This window comes from Pseudomonas simiae, from assembly GCF_900111895.1.
GTDB classification, from domain to species: domain Bacteria; phylum Pseudomonadota; class Gammaproteobacteria; order Pseudomonadales; family Pseudomonadaceae; genus Aquipseudomonas; species Aquipseudomonas simiae.
Map to the genome: position 1 here is coordinate 243,366 of NZ_FOKB01000005.1, position 22,360 is coordinate 265,725.

Genomic DNA, 22,360 nt, shown 5'->3' on the forward strand with positions numbered 1-22,360 from the left:
AACATAATATACATTATGCGTAATGTCGCATTGCGTATTCAGGGGCAGTGCCCGTGAGATTTCAGCAGGCAAAACCCCTGTCTTGCTCAAACCTGAGCAAAGCCACCATCGACAAACATTTCACTGCCCGTCATGAAGCTGCTCTCATCCGACGCCAGGAACAATGCGGCGGCTGCGACTTCTTCCGGCTTGCCGATACGACCCAACGGAACCTGCGCCGTCATGTCGTCGATGATGGCTTCCTTTTGTCCCGTGCCTGACAGCGCCAGGTCCAGGCCTGGTGTCGAGATCGGGCCTGGTGACAGCACGTTGACGCGAATGCCGCTGCCTTTCAGATCGAGCGCCCAGCTTCTGGCGAAATTACGCAGCGCAGCCTTGGTGGCGCTGTACACGCTGAATGCCGGTGTGCCCATGGTGCCGGTGGTTGAACCGGTCAGGATCACTGAGCTGCCAGCGTGCATCAGTGGCAACGCGTTTTGCACGGTGAACAGCGTGCCTTTGACGTTGATGCCGAATGTCCGGTCAAACGATTCCTCGGTGATCGATCCGATCGGCTGGAAATCCCCCAGGCCCGCGTTGGCGAACAGCACGTCAACGCGGCCCTTGTCGGCTTTGATTTGAGTGAAAATGCGCGCCAGGTCGTCGAGTTTTGAAATGTCACCCTGGATGGCGATGGCCTCATGGCCAATCAGTGCAAGGGCCTTGTCCAGTTCATCCTGCCGACGTCCTACGATCACGACCTGCGCGCCTTCAGTTGCAAAGCGAATGGCGGTTGCCAGGCCGATGCCGCTGTTGCCGCCGGTAACTACTGCAATTTTGCCGTTGAGCCTGCTCATGGTGAGCTCCAATGAATAAGGTTGAGGCCCAACTGTAGATCTGCGCTATTCTTTTGAATAGTATGCACCTTTTAGTAAGTACCCCCTCGGAGCCTTCATCATCATGGCTAACAACTCATTCAACTGTGGCCTGGAAGCTGCGCTGGCCGTGATTGGCGGCAAATGGAAACCCCTGGTTCTGTTCAACCTGGCGCAGAATGTTCATCGATATGGCGAATTAAGGCGCGCGATTGGCGGCGTGACTGACAAAGTGTTGATTCAGCAACTCAAGGAGTTGGAGCGCGACGAGATCATTGCTCGTGTGGACTTTCACGAGATACCGCCGAAGGTCGAGTACTCCCTCACGCCCTTTGGCCAGTCCTTGGCTACGGCGCTGGGCGGGTTGTGCCAATGGGGTACGCAGCATATGCAAACGGTCGAGCGCATCGCCGAACGACGCACGTCTGCCCTCTCCCGGTCCTGAGCCCCTGCCCGATATCCAACTCAACTAAATGACTATTTAGTTGAGTTAAATCAATAAGTTAGAGCCTGAATCGATCGACGGACTGTGACAGCTGGCCTGCCAAGCTAGACAATTCGTCCGTCGTCGACGCCGTCTGGCCGATTACGCGACTGTTACTCTCCGACATCTGCGCAATCATCTCCACCTGATGGGCAATTTCATTGCTGGCCAGGCTCTGCTCCCCGATGGTTCGGGAGATATCGTTGACCATCTCGGTGGTATTCAAGGTGGCCTGGAGAATCTCACGAATTGAGCGCTCCACATCAGCGGTCACCGCCATGCCCTTATCGACCTGAGCAACGCCCTCCTCCATGCTGGCGACGGCTTCGCGCGTGCTTTGCTGGATACGCCCTACCATGCTGGCAATTTCCTGGGTCGAGGCACTGGTGCGCCCGGCGAGGTTGCGTACTTCATCGGCGACCACGGCGAAACCGCGCCCCTGTTCACCGGCACGGGCGGCCTCGATCGCGGCATTCAGGGCCAGCAAATTGGTCTGGTCGGCGATTCCCTTGATCACCTGGATAATGCTGTAAATCGCCTCGGACTCCTTGTCCAGCGTGCGGATTACCTGGGCGGACTGTTGCGCGGAGCGGGCAATGCCGTCCATGTCGCTGACCACCTGATGAATCACCTGGCCACCGTCCTTGGCCAGTGTTTCAGCCTGGTTGGCCATGGCCAATGCTCGCTCGGCATGCCGAGTGATTTCCTCAATGCTCGCGGTCATTTCACTCGCGGCAGCGGCCATGGCGCTTGCCGCCGCGCTTTGTTGCTGGCTGCTGCCAGCCACTTCATGACAGCCGTGGCTCAGTTGCTCGCTCGTGGTATTGACGCCATGGGCGTTGCTGCGCACCACGTCGATCATGCCGCGCAAATCCCGTTGCATGGTGGCGAGGCTGCGAATCAATGCACTGGCTTCATCTTTGCGCACGGGTTCGACAATCGGTTCGCTCAAGTTGCCATGAGCAATGCTGTCGGCAATCCGGCTGGCCGTTTGCAGCGGTCCCATGATGCTGAGGATGACCCAGCGGCCCTGGGCCAACAGCAGTATAAGGCTGGCGATCAATACCACGCCAAGGGTGAAGTTGGCGGCGCTGATGCTCTGCCGAGTGCCGACACTGGCCTGCTGGGTGTTGTTTTCGATCAGCTCACTGAGCGTCGCCATCTGATCTTCAAGCTGGCTGAAGGCAGCGTTGAACGTACCCAGTTCGCCCCGAGCGGCGTCGGGGTCATCCAGCGCCAGGGTGACGATGCGCTCGCCGGTACTTATATAGTTGTCCAGGCTGGGTTTGATTTTTTCCAGGTTTGCCTTGAGCGTGTTGTCCAGCGGCAGCTTGAGGTTATCCGCCAACACCTGGCGAAAGTGCTCGGCATGTTCCTTGAGCGAATCGCTGACCTGCGCCTTCGTGCTGGTACTTTTACCCAGGCCCACCAGCATGGCCGACAGCACATCCGCGCGCAGGGCGTCGTGCATCATGTCGGCTTCCATATGGTTGCGCAGCGCCGTCATGCTGAGCTCGCTGTCCTGCACGGCAGTGCCCATCCGAGTATTTCCCAGGTAGCCGGCCAGGCTCATGATCAAGGCCGTAAGCAGTCCGGTCGCTATCAACAGCATCAGGCGTAGTTTGATCGTCATGCTGATATATCCCCGTGCCTGGTCAGTCGGTTGGGAACCCAACCGCAGAAGCCTCGCTGGTCATGTTATCGGCCAACCATACTGCTTATTGAAGCCTAAGTTTGCGGATCTGCGCAGATCCCTTAAGCTGACCGACCTTTGCTTCGCCCGGAACTGCCCCATGTCTCGACGTATCGCCCACCTCGCCTTGCTGCTGGGTTTGATCACCGCAGTCGGCCCCTTCGCCATCGATATTTACTTGCCAGCCTTGCCGACTCTGGGCGCAAGCCTGCATGCCTCACCCGCGCTGGTGCAGATGAGCCTCACTGTGTTTTTCGTCATCGTTGGGGTGTGCCAGCTGTTCTACGGGCCGATCAGTGACGTGTTTGGGCGCAAACCGCCGATTTACGCAGGCCTGGTAATTTTTGCCGTGGCAAGTGTCGGGTGTGCGCTGGCGCCGACCATCGAAACACTGATTGCCTTTCGTGCCCTGCAGGCGTTTGGTGCGTGCGCGGGCATGGTGATTCCGCGGGCCATCGTGCGTGACTTGTACACCGGGCATGAAGCGGCGAAGCTCATGGCGTTGCTGATGCTGGTGATGAGCGTCTCGCCGATCCTTGCGCCGCTCGCCGGCAGCCTGGTGATCGCGTTGTGGAGCTGGCGTGAAGTGTTTGCCGTGCTGGCCGTCGTTGCCGTGGCCTGCCTGGTGATGACCATCGTGCAACTGCCCGAGACCCATCCGGCCGAACGTCGATTGGGCAAAACCCTGGGCAATGCGTTCAGCAGCTATGGCGCGTTGTTGCGCGACCCGGTCTTTATCGGTTTGTCGGTGGTGTGTGGTTTTGGCTTGGCGACCTTCTTCGTGTTCATCGGCAGCGCACCGTTCGTGTACATCGAGTATTACGGCCTGACGCCGACCCAGTTCAGCCTGGGTTTTGCCCTGAATGCCGCCTCGTTTTTCGCCATGAGCCAACTGACCGCGCGCCTCACTGCACGCTTTGGCCTGGCGCCGTTGATCCGCTGGTCGGTGGTGGCCGTGGCGGCGGTCATGGCCTTGCTGGCGGCCACCACGCTATGGGTCGATAGCCTGGCCTTGATGATGACGCTGCTGTTTATCGGCTTCGGCTTTCTCGGCCTGCTGCTGCCGGCAGCCGGTGTGTTGTCGTTGGAGGATCATGGCGCGGTGGCCGGTTCTGCCTCGGCCCTGCTCGGGGCGATCCAGATGATCACGGCAGCCCTGTCAATGACGGTGGTCGGTGTGTTCGCCGATCACACACCCGCGCCGATGCTGATAGGCATTGCGCTATGCGCCATCGCAGCGATGCTCACCACGCTGTGGACCTTGCGCCGCCTGCCCATTCACCTGGCCAGTGCCCCGCCCTCCTCCTGATCGCTGCCCGTCTGCGCAGCAGGTTCGGATCTCGAATCTTGACTGCGCCTATGGGGCAACATCAACGCGTGGAAATACCCTGTATGCATAAGTCTGAAGCCAACCACTCGTCGGGCTTCAATGGCATCCATTACAACTATCGTCCGGCGCAAAACTACTAATCCCATAGCACCTTTGGAAACCTATGGAGATTGAAATGGCTGACTACCCTCGCCCACCCTTCGCGCCGCAAGCTCAGAACGTGCCAGGTTCGCAGAAAAAAATGGACCCTTACCCGGATTGCGGCGAGCAAAGCTACAAGGGCTCCGGCCGGCTCGCCAACAAGATCGCGCTGATCACCGGCGCCGACAGTGGCATCGGCCGCGCCGTTGCGATCGCTTTTGCACGCGAAGGCGCGGATGTGGCTATCGCTTATCTGGATGAACATGAGGACGCCAGGGAAACTGCACGCTGGGTCGAGGAAGCCGGACGCCAATGCCTGTTGCTGCCCGGTGATATCGCGCAGAAAAGCGTATGCCAGTCGCTGGTCGACAAGACGGTCGAGCAATTCGGCCGTATCGATGTGCTGGTCAACAATGCAGCATTCCAGATGAGCCATGAAACGCTTGAAGAGATCTCAGACGAGGAATGGGTGAAAACCTTCGATATCAACATCACAGCCATGTTTCGTATCTGCAAGGCTGCCGTGCCGCATATGAAGGCGGGCAGTTCGATCATCAATACATCGTCGGTCAACTCGGACATGCCCAAGCCGACGTTGATGCCCTACGCCGCCACCAAGGGTGCGATCGCGAACTTCACGGGTGGTCTGGCGCAGTTGCTCGGCAGCAAGGGCATTCGCGTCAACAGCGTAGCGCCGGGACCGATCTGGACGCCGCTGATTGTGGCGACCATGACCGATGAAGACGTGAAGAACTTCGGCAGCGAAACCCCGCTGGGCCGTCCGGGCCAACCGGTGGAAGTCGCGCCGATCTATGTGCTGCTGGCCTCGGATGAAGGCAGCTATATCTCTGGGTCGCGTTATGCGGTCACGGGCGGCAAGCCTATCCTCTAACCTTTACACCTAACCCTTGTGGGAGCGGGCTTGCTCGCGAATACGGCGTATCAGTCACTGGACTTTGACTGACAAACCGCCTTCGCGAGCAAGCCCGCTCCCACATTTTGATCTTCATCATGCCGGACGTTACAGATCAAACCGATCCACCGCTCGCCGCCGCTCGTTGTCGTCACGCACGTCATAGCTGGCGGTGGTCTGGATATTGGTGTGGTGCGCCAGTTTCTGTGCAATCGACAGGTCATGTTCTTCAATCACCCGAGTAATGAACGAGCGGCGGAAGTCATGGGGCATGATTTTCACGCCTACCTGCTGGCCGCGCTGGCGGGCGATGTAGTAGATCGCATGCTTGGTGATGCGCTCGCGGGTGATATGGCTGCCGCGGCGGATGCGGTTGAACAGGAAACTGTCGTCCTGCTCGCCTTCCTTGAGTTGCTCGCGGCGAAACGCCAGCCACGCCTGCAACTTGGCGAATGCCCAGTCCGGCGCGTACTTGATCAACTCCTTGTTACCCTTGCCGATCACCCGCAGGCTGCGCTCTTCGAAGTTGATCTGCGCCAGGTCGAGGTTGACCGACTCCGACTTGCGCATGCCGGAGCCATACAGAATGCCGATCACCGCGGCATCCCGCAGGCCCTGGGGCCGAGGGTCGGCAGCGCAGACTTCCATCATTTCGCGGATCAGGCTGCGCCGCAGGTTGCGGCCCTGGCTCAGGCGCGTGCCCGGTGCAGCCTTGACGGTGCGCATGCGCAACAGGTGTTCCTGGCTGATCAGGTTCAGCCGCCAGGCTTCGTTCATCACACCGCGTACCGCGTTGACATATAACGATGAGGTATTCGGCGCGTAGCCGTCCTCACGCAAGGCAGCGACCAGGGCGATCACGTGTTCGGGCTGCAGCAGATGCCAGTCGATGTCTTCAAGGTTAATGTCCTCGAAGCCCAGGCGGTCGGCCGCGTCTTGCAACACGTAGCGCATGGTCAGTTGGCTGGAGGGTGCCAGGCGGGTGAGGTAAAGGGTCAGCGGGTTGCGGATAGACTCAGTCAAGGTAGATCAGCCTTTGGATTAAATACCTCGAACAAGCCTTTGATTAATCGAGGTATTTAGTGAATTGGCGAAGGCCGAGTCTAACCCAGGACCGGCCCAGGCACAAAATCACGGGGCCGTGTCGTCATCTTCGGTAGGGTCCTGCGGCTGGACCTGGGTCTGGCTCCAGTCGCTGTCCTGCTTCTGCATCAGCGCGAACCAGTGTTGACGCATGAACGTCAAGTAAGCCTCAGGGGCCTTGGCAAAATCCTTTTCATCGCCATAACAACCCGGCAACGGCAACTCGGTGCCCTGCTCCTTGTACTGGCTGACGAGCGCCTGCTGTCCGGCCACGCTGCAATCCTTGGGCAACGGCATGCCGCGCAAGGCGCCAGCCTCTTCGTCCCACCAGGCAGCCCCCACGCGGTCCAGGCCGCGCAGACGGAATTTTTGCGACTTGCCGACATGCATGATCAGCTTGAATTCGTTGGGGCTGACATCGCTGGTGCAGGTTCGCGAATAGCCCACGGTAGCCTGGGTGATGCCGTCGCCGGTGAGGTCGGTGACCTTGGTCGCCGCCCTGTCAAAATGCAGGGCGGCGTCGAATTCGCAATGCTGCACGTCGTCGTAGAGCATCCACACACGCTTGGGGCGGTTGCCGTCGATCAGGTATTGCGCCGCATACACGAACCCCGACTGGGTGCCGTCGTCGTCACGCTCGCTGACTTGCTCGGCGAGCACCAGCAGGTTCTTGCCTTGTTTATCGTCCCAGGTGTAGGCGGCGATCTGCTTGCCGCGCACTTCCACGCCGTCCGGCACTTGATCGATGCTGGTCAGCGCCACGCCGTCATCGGCCTGGACTGTCGTGACACTGGCCACGCTCATCAACAACGCCATCAATGATCCCATCAAAGCAGGCCGCAATTGGCCGCGTAAAAGCTGCACGCTATTCATCCGATCACCCTGGCAAGAGACGGCTTACTTTACCGGCACTTGGGGCGCATTGCAGAGAAGATTCTTCACTAAAATTCGTTGGCTGAGCGTAGGCGCTCAAGTTGAACCAAACGTCCTACAAACAGTTCTTATTTCGCCCACTAACTAAAGTCGACAGCCCGTTAGTTGCTTAGCTGAACCCTAGCTGTCTACCTGTCAAATAAACGAGTTTTTCATCCGCCTTTCATATCTGTTCCACATTTTTACGCTTAATCTTAAACACAGTACTTCACGGCAAGCCGCGCTATATCGTCTAACCTATTGATTACGCTTCACCTTTGGTGCCGTTTCTTAACCTGCGGCCTGGACGTTCGCCCCAATGATTGCTGCTGTTTCCACGCTCCAAGATGCTCTAACCCCGAGGTCATGAATCTTTGAAACCCTACCCTATTCATTGCGTGTCGATCGTTATCCCGGTCTACAACGAACAAGAGAGCCTGCCTGAATTGCTGCGTCGCACCACTGCGGCCTGCAAGCAGCTGGCCTACGAATACGAAATCATCCTGGTGGATGACGGTAGCCGCGACAATTCGGCCCAACTGCTGGAAGACGCTGCGGCTGAAGACGGCAGCAACGTGGTGGCGGTGATCCTCAACCGCAACTACGGCCAGCATGCGGCGATCATGGCCGGTTTCGAGCAGTGCCGGGGCGAGGTGGTAATCACCCTTGACGCCGACCTGCAAAACCCGCCCGAAGAAATCCCGCGCCTGGTGGACCAAGCCGCCCTCGGTTACGACGTGGTTGCGACCGTACGCAATAATCGCCAGGACTCGGCCTTCCGCCGCTGGCCTTCGCGCTTGATCAACCTGGCCGTGCAGCGCTCCACCGGCGTGGCCATGACCGATTACGGCTGCATGTTGCGCGCCTACCGCCGCACCATTGTCGACGCGATGCTGGCCTGCCGCGAGCGCAGCACCTTTATCCCGATCCTGGCCAACGGCTTTGCCCGCCACACCACCGAGATCCTGGTGCACCACGCCGAGCGTGAACATGGCGAATCCAAATACAGCGCCATGCGCCTGATCAGCCTGATGTTCGACTTGCTGACCTGCATGACCACCACCCCGCTGCGCCTGCTGTCCATCGTCGGCTTCAGCCTGGCGGCGCTCGGCATGCTGTTTGCCCTGGCGTTGATCGTCATGCGCCTGGCCTTTGGTGCCGACTGGGCCGGTGATGGCTTGTTCGTACTGTTCGCCGTGCTGTTCGTGTTCACCGGTGGCCAGTTCATCGGCATGGGCCTCTTGGGTGAATACCTGGGCCGCATGTACAGCGATGTGCGCGCCCGTCCGCGCTTCTTTATCGAAAAGGTGCTGCGCAACCAACCGGCAGCACCGGCTCCCGTGGTCGTCGTTGACGGCCTGGTGTCTTCCCATACTTCTACTTCTTCTGCTGATCAGGTCCAATCATGAGTTCAAAAGCTGTTGTATTCGCGTACCACGACATTGGTTGTGCAGGCCTTGAAGCGCTGCTCAACACGGGTTACGAAATTGCTGCTGTATTCACCCATGCCGACGACCCGAAGGAAAACAACTTCTACGGTTCCGTTGCTCAACTGTGCGCACGCAACGGTATTCCAGTGCACGCTCCGGAAGACGCGAACCACCCGCTGTGGGTCGAGCGCATCGCCAAGCTGAACCCGGACTACATTTTCTCGTTCTACTACCGCAACCTGCTGAGCGAGCCATTGCTGGCAACCGCACGCAACGGCGCATTCAATCTTCACGGCTCGCTGCTGCCCAAATACCGTGGCCGCGCCCCGGCCAACTGGGTGCTGGTCAATGGCGAAAGCGAAACCGGCGTAACCCTGCACCGCATGGTCAAGCGTGCCGATGCCGGCGCGATCATGGCCCAACAGAAAGTCGTGATCGATCGCACTGATACCGGCCTGACCCTGCACGCCAAACTGCGCGACGCCGCCAGCAACCTGCTGCGTGACGCCCTGCCGCAACTGGCTCAAGGCAAGCTGGCGGAGACCGCCCAGGACGAAAGCCAGGCCACTTACTTCGGTCGCCGCACCGCCGCCGATGGCAAGCTGGAATGGAAAAAACCGGCTGAAGCATTGTTCAACCTGGTTCGCGCCGTGACTCAACCGTATCCGGGCGCTTTCTGCGCGGTCGGCGAGCACAAGCTGATCGTGTGGCAAGCCGAAGTGGTCAAGGGCAACGATGGCCAGGCGCCGGGCCGCGTGATCAGCGTCAACCCGCTGCGCATTGCCTGCGGTGAAGACTCCCTGGTGATCAAGTTCGGCCAACGCAATGACAACGGCCTGTACCTGGCCGGTCCTTCCCTGGCCAACGAATTGGGCCTGGTGGACGGTTCCGTGCTGCGCGGCGCCGAGTCCGGCCGCAAGACACGGCGTACCCGTGTGCTGATCCTGGGCGTGAATGGCTTTATCGGTAACCACCTGTCCGAGCGTCTGCTGCGTGACGACCGTTACGAAGTCTATGGCCTGGACATCGGCTCCGACGCCATCGAGCGCCTGCGCAGCCACCCGAACTTCCATTACGTGGAAGGCGACATCAGCATCCACACCGAGTGGATCGAGTACCACATCAAGAAGTGCGACGTGGTCCTGCCGTTGGTAGCCATCGCCACGCCGATCGAATACACCCGCAACCCGCTGCGCGTGTTCGAGCTGGACTTCGAGGAAAACCTCAAGCTGGTGCGCTATTGCGTCAAGTACAACAAGCGCGTGATCTTCCCGTCGACCTCCGAAGTCTATGGCATGTGCCAGGACCAGTACTTCGATGAAGACACCTCCAACCTGGTGGTCGGCCCGGTCAACAAGCAACGCTGGATCTACTCGGTCTCCAAACAACTGCTCGACCGCGTGATCTGGGCCTACGGCGCCAAGGGCCTGAACTTCACCCTGTTCCGTCCGTTCAACTGGATGGGCCCGCGTCTCGACCGCCTGGACTCCGCGCGCATCGGCAGCTCCCGTGCGATCACCCAACTGATCCTGAACCTGGTGGAAGGTACGCCGATCCGTCTGTTCGACGGTGGTGAGCAGAAACGTTGCTTCACTGACATCGCCGACGGTATCGAAGCCCTGGCGCGCATCATTGATAACGACAACGACGCGTGCAACGGCCAGATCATCAACATCGGCAACCCGGAAAACGAAGCCAGCATCCGCCAATTGGGCGAAGAGCTGCTGCGCCAGTTCGAAGCGCACCCGCTGCGTGGCAACTTCCCGCCGTTCGCCGGTTTCCGTGACGTGGAAAGCAAGGCGTTCTACGGCACCGGTTACCAGGACGTGGCACATCGCAAGCCAAGCATCGAAAACGCCAAGCGTCTGCTGAACTGGGAGCCGACCGTAGAGATGAGTGAAACCATCGGCAACACGCTGGATTTCTTCCTGCGTGAAGCGATGCTCGAAATCGCGGACAAAAAGTAATGGATGCAGGTCTTCGCATCGACGTCGACACCTACCGCGGCACCCGTGAAGGTGTGCCACGGTTGCTCGAATCCCTGGACGAAGCCTCGGTAAAAGCGACGTTTTTCTTCAGTGTCGGGCCGGACAACATGGGGCGCCACCTGTGGCGCCTCATCCGGCCGCAGTTCCTGTGGAAGATGCTGCGTTCCAACGCCGTCGGGCTGTATGGCCTGGATATCCTGCTGGCTGGTACAGCCTGGCCAGGCAAGCCGATCGGTCGCGACCTGGGGCACCTGATGCGCCAAGCCAAGGCGGCCGGGCATGAGGTCGGCCTGCACGCCTGGGATCACCACGGCTGGCAGGCCAACACCGGGCGCTGGAGCGAAGCGCAGTTGGTCGAGCAAATTCGACGCGGCGTGGAGAGCCTGAGCGACATCCTTGGTGAGCGCATTGACTGTTCAGCGGCCGCCGGTTGGCGCGCCGATGAACGCGTGGTGCAAGCCAAGCAAGGGTTCAACTTTCGCTACAACAGCGATTGCCGCGGCACTAGCCTGTTTCGTCCCACCCTGGCCGATGGCAGTGCGGGCACCCCACAGATTCCGGTGGACCTACCGACCTTCGACGAAGTCGTCGGGCCGGTAGTGGCTGCCAAGGACTTCAATACGTTCATCCTCGACCGCTTTGCCGAGTCGAAGCTCAACGTCTACACGATCCACGCAGAGGTAGAAGGGATTCTGATGGCCAATGAATTCCGCCAGTTGCTCGCCCAGGCAGGGCAGCGCGGCATCGATTTCAAACCGTTGGGCGAGTTGTTGCCGGCGGACCTGACCACCCTGCCCCAGCAACAGCTGGTGCGCGGCGCCTTGCCCGGTCGCGAGGGTTGGCTTGGAGTGCAGCAGGCATGATTCGCCGTTGGGCCCTGCCCCTGCTCCTGCTGGCGTTTGGCGTGTTTTACCTGCTGCCGCTGGCCACCCACGGCCTGTGGATTCCGGATGAAACCCGTTATGCGCAAATCAGCCAGGAAATGCTGCTGACCGGAAAATGGGCGTCGCCGCACTTCATGGGTATCCGTTACTTCGAGAAACCGGCGGCCGGTTACTGGATGATCGCGCTGGGCCAGGCGATCTTCGGGCAGAACCTGTTCGGCGTGCGGTTTGCGTCGGCGTTGAGCACCGGATTGAGCATCCTGCTGGTGTACCTGGTGTCACGCCGGTTGTGGAATGACCCGCAGAAGAGCCTGATCAGCACTGTGCTGTACATGAGTTTTGTCAGCGTGGCGGCCCTGGGCGGTTATGCCAACCTCGATCCGCAGTTCACGTTCTGGGTGAACCTGACGGGCGTGGCCTTGTGGTTTTGCTTTGACAGCACGACCCGCAATGGACGACTCGGCGCCTGGGCGCTGTTGGGGTTTGCCTGCGGCATGGGTTTCATGACCAAGGGCTTTCTGGCGTGGCTGCTCCCGGTGTTGATCGCCCTGCCCTATGCGATCTGGCAACAGCGTTTCCGCGAGCTGCTCGGTTACGGCCTGGTGGCGGTGGTGGTGGCGATTGTCATCAGCTTGCCGTGGGCGCTGGCTGTGCACCTGCAAGAGCCCGACTACTGGCACTTCTTCTTCTGGCACGAGCATATCCAGCGCTTTGCCGGTGACGACGCCCAGCATGCCGAGCCGTTCTGGTATTACCTGCCGTTGCTGGTTGCGTTCTGCCTGCCATGGGTGGCGTTGTTGCCGTCCACCCTTAAACAGGCATGGCAGGACAAACGCAGCGCAAAAGTCGGCTTTGTGTTGCTGTGGCTGCTGATGCCCCTGGCGTTCTTCAGCCTGGCCAAGGGCAAGCTGCCCTCCTACATCATGCCGTGCCTGCTGCCCTTGGCGTTGCTGATGGGAAGCACCCTGGCCGACAAACTGGCCCAGGGTCGTTACCGCGCAGTGCGTATCAATGGCTGGTTGAACCTGATCATCGGCGTGGTGATGCTGCTGGCGCTGAGCTGGTTCCAACTGAAAAAACCGGTGTATGAACACGGTCAGGAAACACTCAGCCTGGTACTGGTGTTCACATTCCTGTTCGGCTGGATCCTGGTCAACCTGCTGCAGGCCGCACAGCCGCTTCGCTTGTGGGCGATGCCAGTGCTTGGCAGCTGGCTGATGGTCGCCCTGTTGCCAGCCGCGCTGCCGCACTCAGTGGTTTACAACAAGACCCCCGACCAATTCATCATCGATCACCTGCAGGAACTGCAACCGGCCACTGCACTGTTGAGCAATGACCTCGGCGCCGCATCGGCCTTGTCGTGGCGCCTGGCACGGCCGGACGTGACGCTCTACAACACCGTCGGTGAAGTCAAATACGGCCTCGCCTACCCGGATGCCGGGCATCACAAGGTGGATATGCCTCAGGTTCAGCAGTGGATGAGCGATGCGCGTAAAAAAGGCACGGTCGGTGTGGTGATGCGCGTCAAAGGTGACGATGAGCGAGCCGAAATCGCTTTGTTGCCCAGCGACGGCCAGCGCTATGAGCAAGGCAATATAGTGATCCTGATCTTCCCGCAGGTGACGCCGTGATCACCTTGCTGCTGTTAGTGGCCGCGTGCCTGCTGACCTGCATGGGCCAGGTGTCGCAGAAATTCGCCGTGGAAAGCTGGCGTGACCTGCCGGACGGCTGGGCACTGAAACTGCGTTCGCCGTGGTTGTGGTCGGCGCTGATGTGCCTGGGTCTGGGCCTGTTGGTGTGGCTGCTGGTGTTGCAGCGCCTTGAGGTGGGCATTGCCTACCCCATGCTCAGCCTGAATTTCGTGCTGGTCACACTGGTGGCGCGGTTTGTCTTTGATGAGCCCATCGACGGCCGTCACTGGTTGGGCGTGGCGCTGGTGATCGGCGGTGTCGTGCTGCTGGGGCGTCACGTATGAGCCGGGTTCAAGGGTTTGCCCTGGCCCTGGGCAGTGTCGGCCTGGTCAGCGCCGCCCAATTGGGCATGCGCTGGAGCATGACGCGCTTGCCGCTGCCCAACCAGTGGCTGAGCGTCCAGATTAATCTCGACGCCCTCGGCGTGGTGCTCCTGGCGATTCTGGCCTACGCGCTGTCGATGCTCTGCTGGCTCGGCGCGCTCAAGCACCTGCCACTGGGCCGTGCCTATTCACTGTTGAGCATCAGCTACGCCCTGGTGTACCTGCTGGCGGCCAGCCTGCCGGTGTTCAACGAAGACTTCTCCATTTCAAAAACCCTGGGGGTGGCTTTGGTCATCCTCGGTGTGCTGGTTATCAACTCTCGTCGTGCTAGCGCTACAAGTCCCAGGAATGCCCCATGAAAATCAGTGTATTTGGTAGTGGTTACGTCGGTCTGGTGCAGGCCACTGTGTTGGCCGAAGTCGGTCACGATGTCATCTGCATGGACGTTGACAAGAACAAGGTCGAGTCTTTGCAGAAGGGCCATGTGACGATCTTCGAGCCGGGGCTGGCGGCGATGGTCAAGGAAAACCTGGAAAGCGGGCGGCTGCACTTTACCCATGACGAGAAACTCGCGGTCGAGCATGGCGAAGTGCTGTTTATCGCCGTGGGCACGCCGTCGGACGAAGACGGTTCGGCGGACTTGAAGTACGTGCTGTCGGTGGGCGATGCCGTGGCCCGTCATCGCAAGGAACCGGTGATCCTGGTGGAAAAATCCACCGTGCCCGTCGGTACTGGCGACACCCTGCGTGCGCATATCGAAAAAGCCCTGCACTTGGCCGGTCGGCACCTGGAGTTCGATATCGTCTCCAACCCGGAATTCCTCAAGGAAGGCTCGGCCGTGGCCGACTGCCGCCGCCCGGACCGTATCATCATCGGCTGCGAGCGCGAAGACGTGCGCGAGGTGATGCGCGACCTGTACGCTCCTTTCAATCGCAACCATGACCGCATCATTTTCATGGACCTGCGCAGCGCCGAGCTGACCAAATACGCCGCCAACTGCATGTTGGCCACCAAGATCAGCTTCATCAACCAGATCGCCGAGCTGGCCGAGCACCTGGGCGCAGACATCGAAGCCGTGCGCCTTGGCATCGGTGCCGACTCGCGCATCGGTTACCACTTCATCTACCCCGGCTGCGGCTATGGGGGGTCGTGCTTCCCCAAGGACATGCGCGCCCTGATCCACAGCGCCAAGCAAGCCAACTGCTCCAGCGACCTGCTGGAAGCCGTGGAAGCCATCAACCAGCGCCAGAAGAGCAAATTATTCGAACGCATCAATGCATTCTTCAAGGGCAACCTGCGCGGCAAGACCTTTGCCCTGTGGGGCCTGGCGTTCAAGCCGAACACCGACGACATGCGTGACGCGCCCAGCCGGGTGTTGATGGAAGCCTTGTGGGCGGCTGGCGCCAACGTGCGTGCTTTCGATCCGGAAGCCATGCAGGAAACCCAGCGCATCTATGGCGACGATCCACGGCTGATGCTGATGGGTACCCCGGAATCCACCCTGGGCGGCGCCGACGCGCTGATCGTCTGCACTGAATGGCAGCAGTTCAAGGCGCCGGACTTCGACCTGATCCACCAGCGCCTGAAAACCCCGGTGATCTTCGACGGCCGCAACCTCTATGACGGCGAGCGCCTGGCGCGCAAAGGCTTCCAGTACTACCCGATCGGCCGTGGCGACTCCTGCCAGTTGCCGATTCCGCAGCAGCAATGGTTGCCGCAGGTCGTGGAAGCCTAAGACGTGAACACTGCCCAACCGTCCCTGTTAAGCCCCGCGATCCGCCGTCAATCCCTCGGCTTGGGATTGCTGGCGTTGCTGCTGTTCATCGCCGGCAACTGGCATCAGGCAATCATCGGCTTCGACTCACGCTTCGTGCTGTTTGCCCAGGAGATGCTGCGTCATGGGCCCGGTTTCTTTCCGACCACCTATGGCCAGCCTTACGCGGATTACCTGGCTACCTCGACGTTGATGACGTGGCTGGTGTCTTTGCCGTTTGGCGAGGTCACCCGCTTTACCGCCTGGCTGCCTACGGCCATTGCCTCGGCGTTGATCGTCACCCTGGTGTATCGCCTGACGGCCCCTTACTCCCAGCGCTGGGGACTGTTGAGCATTGCGATGCTGTTGCTGAGCAGCAGCTTCATCAGCGAAACCCGCGCGGTGTCCCTCGACCAGATGTTGGCCGCAATCGCCCTGGCGGTGTTCTATCTGGGGTACGCCCACGACCACTTCGGTGCAGGTAAGCGCCTGCATTGGCTGTACCTGCTGCTGATTGTCGGCTTTGCAGTGCGTGGGCCGATTGGGCTGGTCGTTCCCACTGGCGTGTTGTGCAGCTATTACCTGATCAACCGCCAATGGCGCCCACTGTTCAGCTTCGGATTGCTTGCGCTGGCGTTGCTGGTGGCCTGTGTCGGCTTGCTGTTGTTGATGGCCAAGCTGAGTGGCGGCGAGCGCTTCATGCAGGACGTGATTCGCATGCAGTTCCTCGGGCGCATGGATGGCAGCGAAGGTTCCAGCGGCGTGCTGTATTACTTCACCAGTTCCCTGGGCAACTATGCCCTGGCGTATCCGATGGCCGTGCTTGTGCTGCTGGCCATGGTGATCAGCGGGCGCCGGGCGCCGGGGCCGGCCTTGCAGTTGGTGTGGTACTGCGCTGCCGCAGGCTTGCTGGTGATGCTGGGCTTGTCGATCCCACAGGCGAAAAAGGCGCGGTATGTACTGCCGATGTTGCCCATGGCGGCGATGATTGCGGCGTATCCGTTCCAAGTGGCGCACGGGCGGTTGTTTGCCTGGTTGCGTGGGTTGATGCTGGGCATCTGGACGTTGTTGCCGACGCTGTTGATCGCCGGATTGCTCTTCGCGCGGCCGCGCTACCCGGAACATTTGAGTCATTTGGGCTGGGTGTACGGCGTGCTTGGGGGGCTGCAGGGAGTGGCGCTGCTGGCGCTGTTCAAGTCGCAACTGCGCCAGGTCGGACCGGCTTTTGCCGCGGTACTGGCGGTATGGGCCACTTATATCCTGGTGGTCGAACCGCTGGAACGCAGTGTCTATGACACACGCACCTTTACCCTGCAGGTGCATGAACAGGTGATGCAGCAGCGTGCTCCCGTGGTGTTGCACGGCCTGGGCAAAGACGCCAAGGCGATCAAATACATGGTCAACCTCGACTGCGACCAAGTACCGTTATTCACTCAGCAAGCGGCCGAGCTGAAGCCCATCCAGGCGCCAGCCTGGCTGGTGATGAGTCAAGCGGATTACGAAGGCTTGCAGGACCCGCGCTTTCGCAGCATCACGCCCACCCTGGTCGGTGAGTTTGACCGCAACCCTTACGTACTGCTGCACTTGGCCAAACCGCCGCAACCTTAAAGACTGCGCCGGCCTTCAATTCATTATTTTTGCACTCAACCTGCATCAATATGCATTGGCGCGGTTCTTCCAAGGTGGGCACACTGCACGGGTTCCTTCCCCCAAATGTTGGAACCTTCAAAGGGCTTTTCCGGGCAACCAGACAAGCCTTTTTTTTGCCCGCTGTTTATGGACCCCCTTCAATGTTCGCTCGCTGGTTCCCCGCTGCTATCAACACCCGCCCCACTGAATGGAGCCGTGCCGCCATCGGCATGGCCTTGGGCACCCTCCTCAGCGTCTGGCTGTGTGCCCAAGTGTTTGGCATGGAGGTGGCGTTGCACCTGCTCGGCCCCCTCGGCGCCTCGGCGGTGTTGTTGTTCGCCGTGTCGTCCGGTGCACTGGCGCAACCCTGGTCGATCATTGGCAGCTACCTGTGCGCGGGCGTGATTGCGTTGCTGGTGGCCCGCGTCCTGGGTCCCTCCCTGGGCGGCGCCTGCCTGGCGGCCGGCATGACGGTGGTGCTGATGTGCTGGCTGCGTTGCCTGCATCCGCCAGCCGGCGGATTGGCGATGACACTGGTGTTGGCGGACCCGGCTTCCGCCGCCCTGGGCTGGTATGAATTGGGCGCCGTGCTGCTCGGTGCCGGCGCCTTGCTGGCCTGCGCGCTGGTTTACAACAACGCGACACGCACGCGCTACCCAAAAGGCGCCGTTGAAACACCCGCGCCTATCTTGGGCAACCCCAAGGCCGCTCGAGACCCAGCGATTACTGCCGACGATCTGAAGCTGGCGCTGTCCGAAATGGAACAATTCTACGATGTAGAGCCCACGGAGCTGGAAGCGTTGATCCACGCCGCAGAAACCCACGCCCGACGCCGCAGCATCGGTGAGGTACTGGCCAGTCGGGTGCCGTGAGGCACTCATCCATTCACTGCATAAATGCAAAAACAACCTGCATGATTGACGGTTGTACTGGGCAAATTTGCACTGGTACGATCGCGAGATGGTTCGTCCGCGAACATCTTGATAAAGAACAATAAAAGCAGGGAGTTATCGATGACTGCTCAGGTTTCATCCGAGGCAAGCCACGCAGAAACACTTCAGGACGAAGTCCTCGCCGAGGTCCGTAACCATATCGGCCACCTCACCCTCAATCGCCCCGCCGGCTTGAACGCCATTACCCTGAACATGGTGCGCAGGCTGGCGTCCCAGCTAAAAGCCTGGGCCGATGACCCGCAGGTGTACGCCGTGGTCCTGCGCGGCGCCGGTGAAAAAGCCTTCTGTGCCGGCGGCGACATCCGTTCGCTTTACGACAGCTTCAAGAATGGCGACACCCTGCACCAGGACTTCTTCGTCGAGGAATACGCACTGGACCTGGCCATCCACCATTACCGCAAACCGGTCCTGGCACTCATGGACGGGTTTGTCCTGGGGGGCGGCATGGGCCTGGTGCAAGGCGCCGACTTGCGCGTCGTCACCGAGCGCAGCCGCCTGGCAATGCCGGAAGTGGCCATCGGTTACTTTCCTGATGTGGGCGGCAGCTACTTCCTGCCGCGTATTCCGGGTGAGCTGGGGATTTACCTGGGGGTTACCGGGGTGCAGATCCGTGCGGCCGATGCGCTCTACTGCGGGCTGGCGGATTGGTATCTTGAGAGCAGCAAGCTTGCCGACCTGGACAATAAGCTTGACCGCCTGCAATGGCACGACTCGCCACTCAAGGACCTGCAAGGTGTGCTCGCCAAACTGGCGGTGCAGCAACTCCCCGACGCGCCCCTGGCCGTCTTGCGCCCCGCCATTGACCACTTCTTCGCGTTGCCGGATGTGCCGAGCATTGTTGAACAACTGCAACAAGTCACCGTGGCCGACAGCCACGAATGGGCCCTGACCACCGCCCACCTGATGCAGACCCGCTCACCCCTGGCCATGGCCGTCACCCTTGAAATGCTACGCCGCGGGCGTCGCCTGCCCCTTGAGCAATGTTTTGCCCTGGAGCTGCACCTGGACCGCCAATGGTTCGAACGCGGCGACCTGATCGAGGGCGTGCGTGCGCTGATCATCGACAAGGACAAGGCCCCGCGCTGGAACCCACCGACTCTGCACGGACTGGCCCTCAGCCATGTAGAAAGCTTCTTTCATAACTTCAAGAAGGTTGCGAACTAAGTCATGCAAGATATTGAATATACTGAAGAACAGGTGATGATCCGCGACATGGCACGCGACTTTGCCCGTGGTGAAATCGCGCCCTACGCCCAAGCCTGGGAAAAAGCTGGCTGGATCGACGATGCCCTGGTCGCCAAGATGGGCGAACTGGGCCTGCTGGGCATGGTAGTGCCGGAAGAATGGGGCGGCACCTATGTCGATTACGTCGCCTACGCCCTCGCCGTGGAAGAGATCTCCGCTGGCGACGGCGCCACCGGTGCGCTGATGAGTATCCATAATTCAGTGGGTTGCGGGCCAATCCTCAATTACGGCACAGAGTCGCAGAAGCAGACTTGGCTGGCTGACCTCGCCAGCGGCCAAGCGATTGGCTGCTTTTGCCTGACCGAGCCCCAGGCCGGTTCCGAAGCCCACAACCTGCGCACCCGAGCAGAACTGCGCGACGGTCACTGGGTGATCACAGGCGCCAAGCAATTCGTCAGCAATGGCAAGCGCGCCAAAGTGGCGATCGTGTTTGCCATCACCGACCCTGAACTGGGCAAGAAAGGCATCTCGGCGTTCCTGGTGCCCACCGCAACACCAGGCTTCGTGGTGGACCGCACCGAACACAAAATGGGCATTCGCGCTTCTGACACCTGCGCCGTCACCCTCAACCAATGCACAGTGCCCGAAGCCAACCTGCTGGGTGAGCGTGGCAAAGGCCTGGCGATCGCCCTGTCCAACCTAGAAGGCGGACGCATCGGCATTGCCGCCCAGGCACTGGGAATCGCCCGGGCGGCGTTTGAGGCGGCGTTGGCTTACGCCCGTGATCGCGTGCAGTTCGACAAAGCAATCATCGAGCACCAGAGCGTGGCCAACCTGTTGGCCGACATGCAAACCCAGCTCAATGCCGCCCGCTTGCTGATCCTGCACGCTGCGCGACTGCGCAGTGCCGGCAAACCGTGCCTGTCGGAAGCCTCCCAGGCCAAGCTGTTTGCCTCGGAAATGGCGGAGAAGGTCTGCTCGTCAGCCATGCAGATTCATGGCGGCTATGGGTATTTGGAGGATTATCCGGTGGAGCGTTACTACCGGGATGCGCGGATCACGCAGATTTACGAGGGGACCAGCGAGATTCAGCGGATGGTGATTGCCAGGGAGCTCAAGCACTACCAACTGTAAACCCGACCTGTAGGAGCCGGCTTGCCAGCTCCTACAGGTTTGTGGCAGGTGGGAGACCGGGTTATCTGTCTTTAAAGTCCGGTGCTCGCTTGGCCACAAACGCCGCCATGCCTTCCTTCTGATCCTGCGTTGCAAATGCTGCATGGAACACCCGGCGCTCAAACCGCACGCCTTCCGACAGGCTCACTTCAAACGCGCGGTTCACGCTTTCCTTGACCATCATGCTGATAGGCACTGACTTGCCAGCAATCAAAGTGGCGACTTTCAGCGCCTCTTCCAACAGCTCATCCGCCGGCACGATGCGCGCGACAATCCCGCAGCGTTCGGCTTCCACCGCGTCGATAAAACGCCCGGTCAGGCACATTTCCATGGCCTTGGCCTTGCCCACCGCGCGGGTCAGGCGCTGGGTGCCACCCATGCCCGGCAGTACGCCCAGGTTGATTTCCGGCTGACCGAACTTGGCACCATCGCCTGCCAGGATGAAGTCGCACATCAACGCCAGCTCACAGCCCCCGCCCAAGGCAAAACCGTTCACCGCGGCAATGATCGGCTTACGGCGGTTGGCGACGCGGTCGCTGTCGCTGAACAGGTCGTCAAGATAGATCTGCGGGTAGGTCAGCTCGGCCATTTCCTTGATATCGGCACCGGCGGCGAAGGCCTTCCTGGAACCGGTCAGCACAATGCAGCCGATTTGCGGGTCGGCTTCCAGGCCATCCAGCGCCTGGTTCAATTCACTGACCAGCTGCGCGTTCAGGGCGTTCAAGGCTTGCGGGCGATTGAGGGTAATCAGCCCAACGCGGCCTTGGACTTCGAGCAAAATGGTTTCGTAACTCATGTATCGGCTCCTTAGAGGTTGCGTGAGATGACCATGCGCTGGATATCGCTGGTGCCTTCGTAAATCTGGCAGACCCGCACGTCGCGGTAGATCCGCTCCAGCGGGAAGTCGCTCAGGTAACCGTAACCGCCCAGGGTTTGCAAGGCGGCCGAACAGACTTTCTCGGCCATTTCCGAGGCGAACAGCTTGGCCATCGAGGCTTCCACCAGGGCCGGCTTGCCGCTGTCACGCAGCGCGGCCGCGTAATGCACCATCTGCCGGGCGACCGCAATTTGCGTGGCCATGTCCGCCAGGCGGAAGGCCACGGCCTGATGTTCAATGATCGGCTTGCCGAAGCTTTCACGCTCGCGGGCATAGTCGCGGGCCGCTTCAAAGGCGGCGCGGGCCATGCCCACCGCTTGCGAGGCGATGCCGACGCGGCCGCCCTCAAGGTTGGCCAGGGCAATCTTGTAGCCTTCGCCCTCTTCCCCTAGGCGGTTGGCGACCGGCACCTTTACGTCCTCGAACAGGATCTGGCAGGTGTCGGACGCATGCTGCCCGAGCTTGTCTTCGACCCGTGCCACGCTGTAGCCCGGCGAATCGGTCGGCACGATAAACGCGCTGATCCCCCGTTTGCCCGCCGCCGGGTCAGTCACGGCGAACACAATCACCACCCCGGCGTTCTGCCCGGAGGTGATGAACTGTTTGCAGCCATTCAGTACGTAATGGTCACCTTCCAGACGCGCACGGGTTTTCAAACTACTGGCGTCGGAACCTGCCTGGGGTTCGGTGAGCGCAAAGGCGCCGAGCATAGCGCCGCTGGCCAGGGGCTTGAGGAACTGCTCTTTCTGCTGGTCGTTACCGAACTTCAGGATCGGCACGCAACCGACCGAGTTGTGCACGCTCATAATGGTGGAGCAGGCGCCGTCACCCGCAGCGATTTCTTCCAGGGCCATGGCGTAGGCCAGGTAGCCGGTGTCGCAACCGCCCCACTGTTCCGGCACCAGCATGCCGAAGAAACCCAGCTCGGCCATTTCACCGATGGCTTCCTTGGGAAAGCGGTGCTCGCGGTCCCATTCGGCGGCAAAGGGTTTCAGGCGTTCCTGGGCAAATTGCCGGGCCGCGTCGCTGATTTGCAGTTGTTCTTCATTGGGCAACATGGTCAG

The 22,360-nt window shown here is 60.4% G+C and carries 20 protein-coding genes and 1 pseudogene; 14 read left to right on the forward strand and 7 right to left on the reverse strand.

Annotated features, from left to right (window positions below):
• Window positions 1-86: 86 nt before the first annotated feature.
• Window positions 87-836, reverse strand: coding sequence for a glucose 1-dehydrogenase (locus tag BMZ57_RS17810; protein WP_010210437.1), 750 nt, complete (start codon window positions 834-836; stop codon window positions 87-89).
• A 103-nt stretch (window positions 837-939) separates the two neighbouring features.
• On the opposite strand from BMZ57_RS17810, the gene BMZ57_RS17815 reads away from it, so the two are divergent.
• Complete coding sequence (locus tag BMZ57_RS17815) at window positions 940-1,299, forward strand: winged helix-turn-helix transcriptional regulator (protein ID WP_044287208.1); 360 nt, start codon at window positions 940-942, stop codon at window positions 1,297-1,299.
• 58 nt (window positions 1,300-1,357) lie between these two features.
• Here the strand turns inward: BMZ57_RS17815 and BMZ57_RS30215 are convergent, their stop codons facing one another.
• Complete coding sequence (locus BMZ57_RS30215; RefSeq protein WP_413469201.1) at window positions 1,358-2,221, reverse strand: methyl-accepting chemotaxis protein; 864 nt, start codon at window positions 2,219-2,221, stop codon at window positions 1,358-1,360.
• Window positions 2,216-2,971: pseudogene (locus BMZ57_RS30220) on the reverse strand (MCP four helix bundle domain-containing protein); the annotation flags it as partial. The gene BMZ57_RS30215 and the pseudogene BMZ57_RS30220, both read right to left, overlap by 6 nt.
• A 160-nt stretch (window positions 2,972-3,131) precedes the next feature.
• On the opposite strand from BMZ57_RS30220, the gene BMZ57_RS17825 reads away from it, so the two are divergent.
• Both BMZ57_RS17825 and BMZ57_RS17830 read left to right on the forward strand, forming a co-directional pair.
• Window positions 3,132-4,340: a multidrug effflux MFS transporter gene (locus BMZ57_RS17825; protein WP_010210432.1), complete on the forward strand. Its 1,209-nt coding sequence runs from the start codon at window positions 3,132-3,134 to the stop codon at window positions 4,338-4,340.
• A 196-nt stretch (window positions 4,341-4,536) separates the two neighbouring features.
• Window positions 4,537-5,394 (forward strand): SDR family oxidoreductase, encoded by an 858-nt coding sequence (locus BMZ57_RS17830; RefSeq protein WP_010210431.1) that lies wholly within the window; start codon window positions 4,537-4,539, stop codon window positions 5,392-5,394.
• Between the two features lie 129 nt (window positions 5,395-5,523).
• Here the strand turns inward: BMZ57_RS17830 and BMZ57_RS17835 are convergent, their stop codons facing one another.
• Window positions 5,524-6,438 (reverse strand): site-specific integrase, encoded by a 915-nt coding sequence (locus BMZ57_RS17835; RefSeq protein WP_021493142.1) that lies wholly within the window; start codon window positions 6,436-6,438, stop codon window positions 5,524-5,526.
• 108 nt (window positions 6,439-6,546) lie between these two features.
• Entirely contained in the window at window positions 6,547-7,371 is an 825-nt protein-coding gene (locus tag BMZ57_RS17840) for a M949_RS01915 family surface polysaccharide biosynthesis protein (protein WP_031291350.1), read from the reverse strand.
• A 413-nt stretch (window positions 7,372-7,784) separates the two neighbouring features.
• Between BMZ57_RS17840 and arnC the strand changes: the two genes are divergently transcribed.
• From arnC to BMZ57_RS17895, 11 genes are all read left to right on the forward strand, one after another.
• Window positions 7,785-8,819 carry an undecaprenyl-phosphate 4-deoxy-4-formamido-L-arabinose transferase gene (arnC, locus tag BMZ57_RS17845; protein ID WP_042572393.1) on the forward strand — a complete coding sequence of 345 codons (1,035 nt, stop codon included), beginning with the start codon at window positions 7,785-7,787 and terminating at the stop codon, window positions 8,817-8,819.
• On the forward strand, window positions 8,816-10,807 hold the full coding sequence (arnA, locus tag BMZ57_RS17850; RefSeq protein ID WP_069673039.1) for a bifunctional UDP-4-amino-4-deoxy-L-arabinose formyltransferase/UDP-glucuronic acid oxidase ArnA: 1,992 nt from the start codon (window positions 8,816-8,818) through the stop codon (window positions 10,805-10,807). The genes arnC and arnA overlap by 4 nt, the downstream gene beginning before the upstream one ends.
• Window positions 10,807-11,691: a 4-deoxy-4-formamido-L-arabinose-phosphoundecaprenol deformylase gene (gene arnD, locus BMZ57_RS17855; protein ID WP_042572391.1), complete on the forward strand. Its 885-nt coding sequence runs from the start codon at window positions 10,807-10,809 to the stop codon at window positions 11,689-11,691. The genes arnA and arnD overlap by 1 nt, the downstream gene beginning before the upstream one ends.
• Window positions 11,688-13,343: a lipid IV(A) 4-amino-4-deoxy-L-arabinosyltransferase gene (gene arnT / locus BMZ57_RS17860; RefSeq protein WP_069673038.1), complete on the forward strand. Its 1,656-nt coding sequence runs from the start codon at window positions 11,688-11,690 to the stop codon at window positions 13,341-13,343. The genes arnD and arnT overlap by 4 nt, the downstream gene beginning before the upstream one ends.
• Entirely contained in the window at window positions 13,340-13,687 is a 348-nt protein-coding gene (gene arnE, locus BMZ57_RS17865; protein ID WP_010210422.1) for a 4-amino-4-deoxy-L-arabinose-phosphoundecaprenol flippase subunit ArnE, read from the forward strand. The genes arnT and arnE overlap by 4 nt, the downstream gene beginning before the upstream one ends.
• Window positions 13,684-14,085, forward strand: a complete 402-nt coding sequence (arnF, locus tag BMZ57_RS17870; RefSeq protein WP_069673037.1) for a 4-amino-4-deoxy-L-arabinose-phosphoundecaprenol flippase subunit ArnF — start codon at window positions 13,684-13,686, stop codon at window positions 14,083-14,085. The genes arnE and arnF overlap by 4 nt, the downstream gene beginning before the upstream one ends.
• On the forward strand, window positions 14,082-15,461 hold the full coding sequence (locus BMZ57_RS17875) for a UDP-glucose dehydrogenase family protein (RefSeq protein ID WP_010210417.1): 1,380 nt from the start codon (window positions 14,082-14,084) through the stop codon (window positions 15,459-15,461). Before arnF ends, BMZ57_RS17875 begins: the two co-directional genes overlap by 4 nt.
• 3 nt (window positions 15,462-15,464) lie before the next feature.
• Window positions 15,465-17,087 carry an ArnT family glycosyltransferase gene (locus BMZ57_RS17880; RefSeq protein ID WP_010210416.1) on the forward strand — a complete coding sequence of 541 codons (1,623 nt, stop codon included), beginning with the start codon at window positions 15,465-15,467 and terminating at the stop codon, window positions 17,085-17,087.
• 182 nt (window positions 17,088-17,269) lie between these two features.
• A complete protein-coding gene (locus BMZ57_RS17885) occupies window positions 17,270-17,980 on the forward strand; it encodes an HPP family protein (protein ID WP_010210415.1) in 711 nt (236 codons plus the stop codon).
• Between the two features lie 141 nt (window positions 17,981-18,121).
• Window positions 18,122-19,225 carry an enoyl-CoA hydratase/isomerase family protein gene (locus BMZ57_RS17890; RefSeq protein ID WP_010210414.1) on the forward strand — a complete coding sequence of 368 codons (1,104 nt, stop codon included), beginning with the start codon at window positions 18,122-18,124 and terminating at the stop codon, window positions 19,223-19,225.
• A 3-nt stretch (window positions 19,226-19,228) separates the two neighbouring features.
• Window positions 19,229-20,380: an acyl-CoA dehydrogenase family protein gene (locus tag BMZ57_RS17895; protein ID WP_021493135.1), complete on the forward strand. Its 1,152-nt coding sequence runs from the start codon at window positions 19,229-19,231 to the stop codon at window positions 20,378-20,380.
• A gap of 61 nt (window positions 20,381-20,441) precedes the next feature.
• Here the strand turns inward: BMZ57_RS17895 and BMZ57_RS17900 are convergent, their stop codons facing one another.
• A complete protein-coding gene (locus tag BMZ57_RS17900) occupies window positions 20,442-21,215 on the reverse strand; it encodes an enoyl-CoA hydratase (RefSeq protein ID WP_010210412.1) in 774 nt (257 codons plus the stop codon).
• An 11-nt stretch (window positions 21,216-21,226) separates the two neighbouring features.
• On the reverse strand, window positions 21,227-22,354 hold the full coding sequence (locus BMZ57_RS17905; protein ID WP_021493134.1) for an acyl-CoA dehydrogenase: 1,128 nt from the start codon (window positions 22,352-22,354) through the stop codon (window positions 21,227-21,229).
• Window positions 22,355-22,360: the final 6 nt, after the last annotated feature.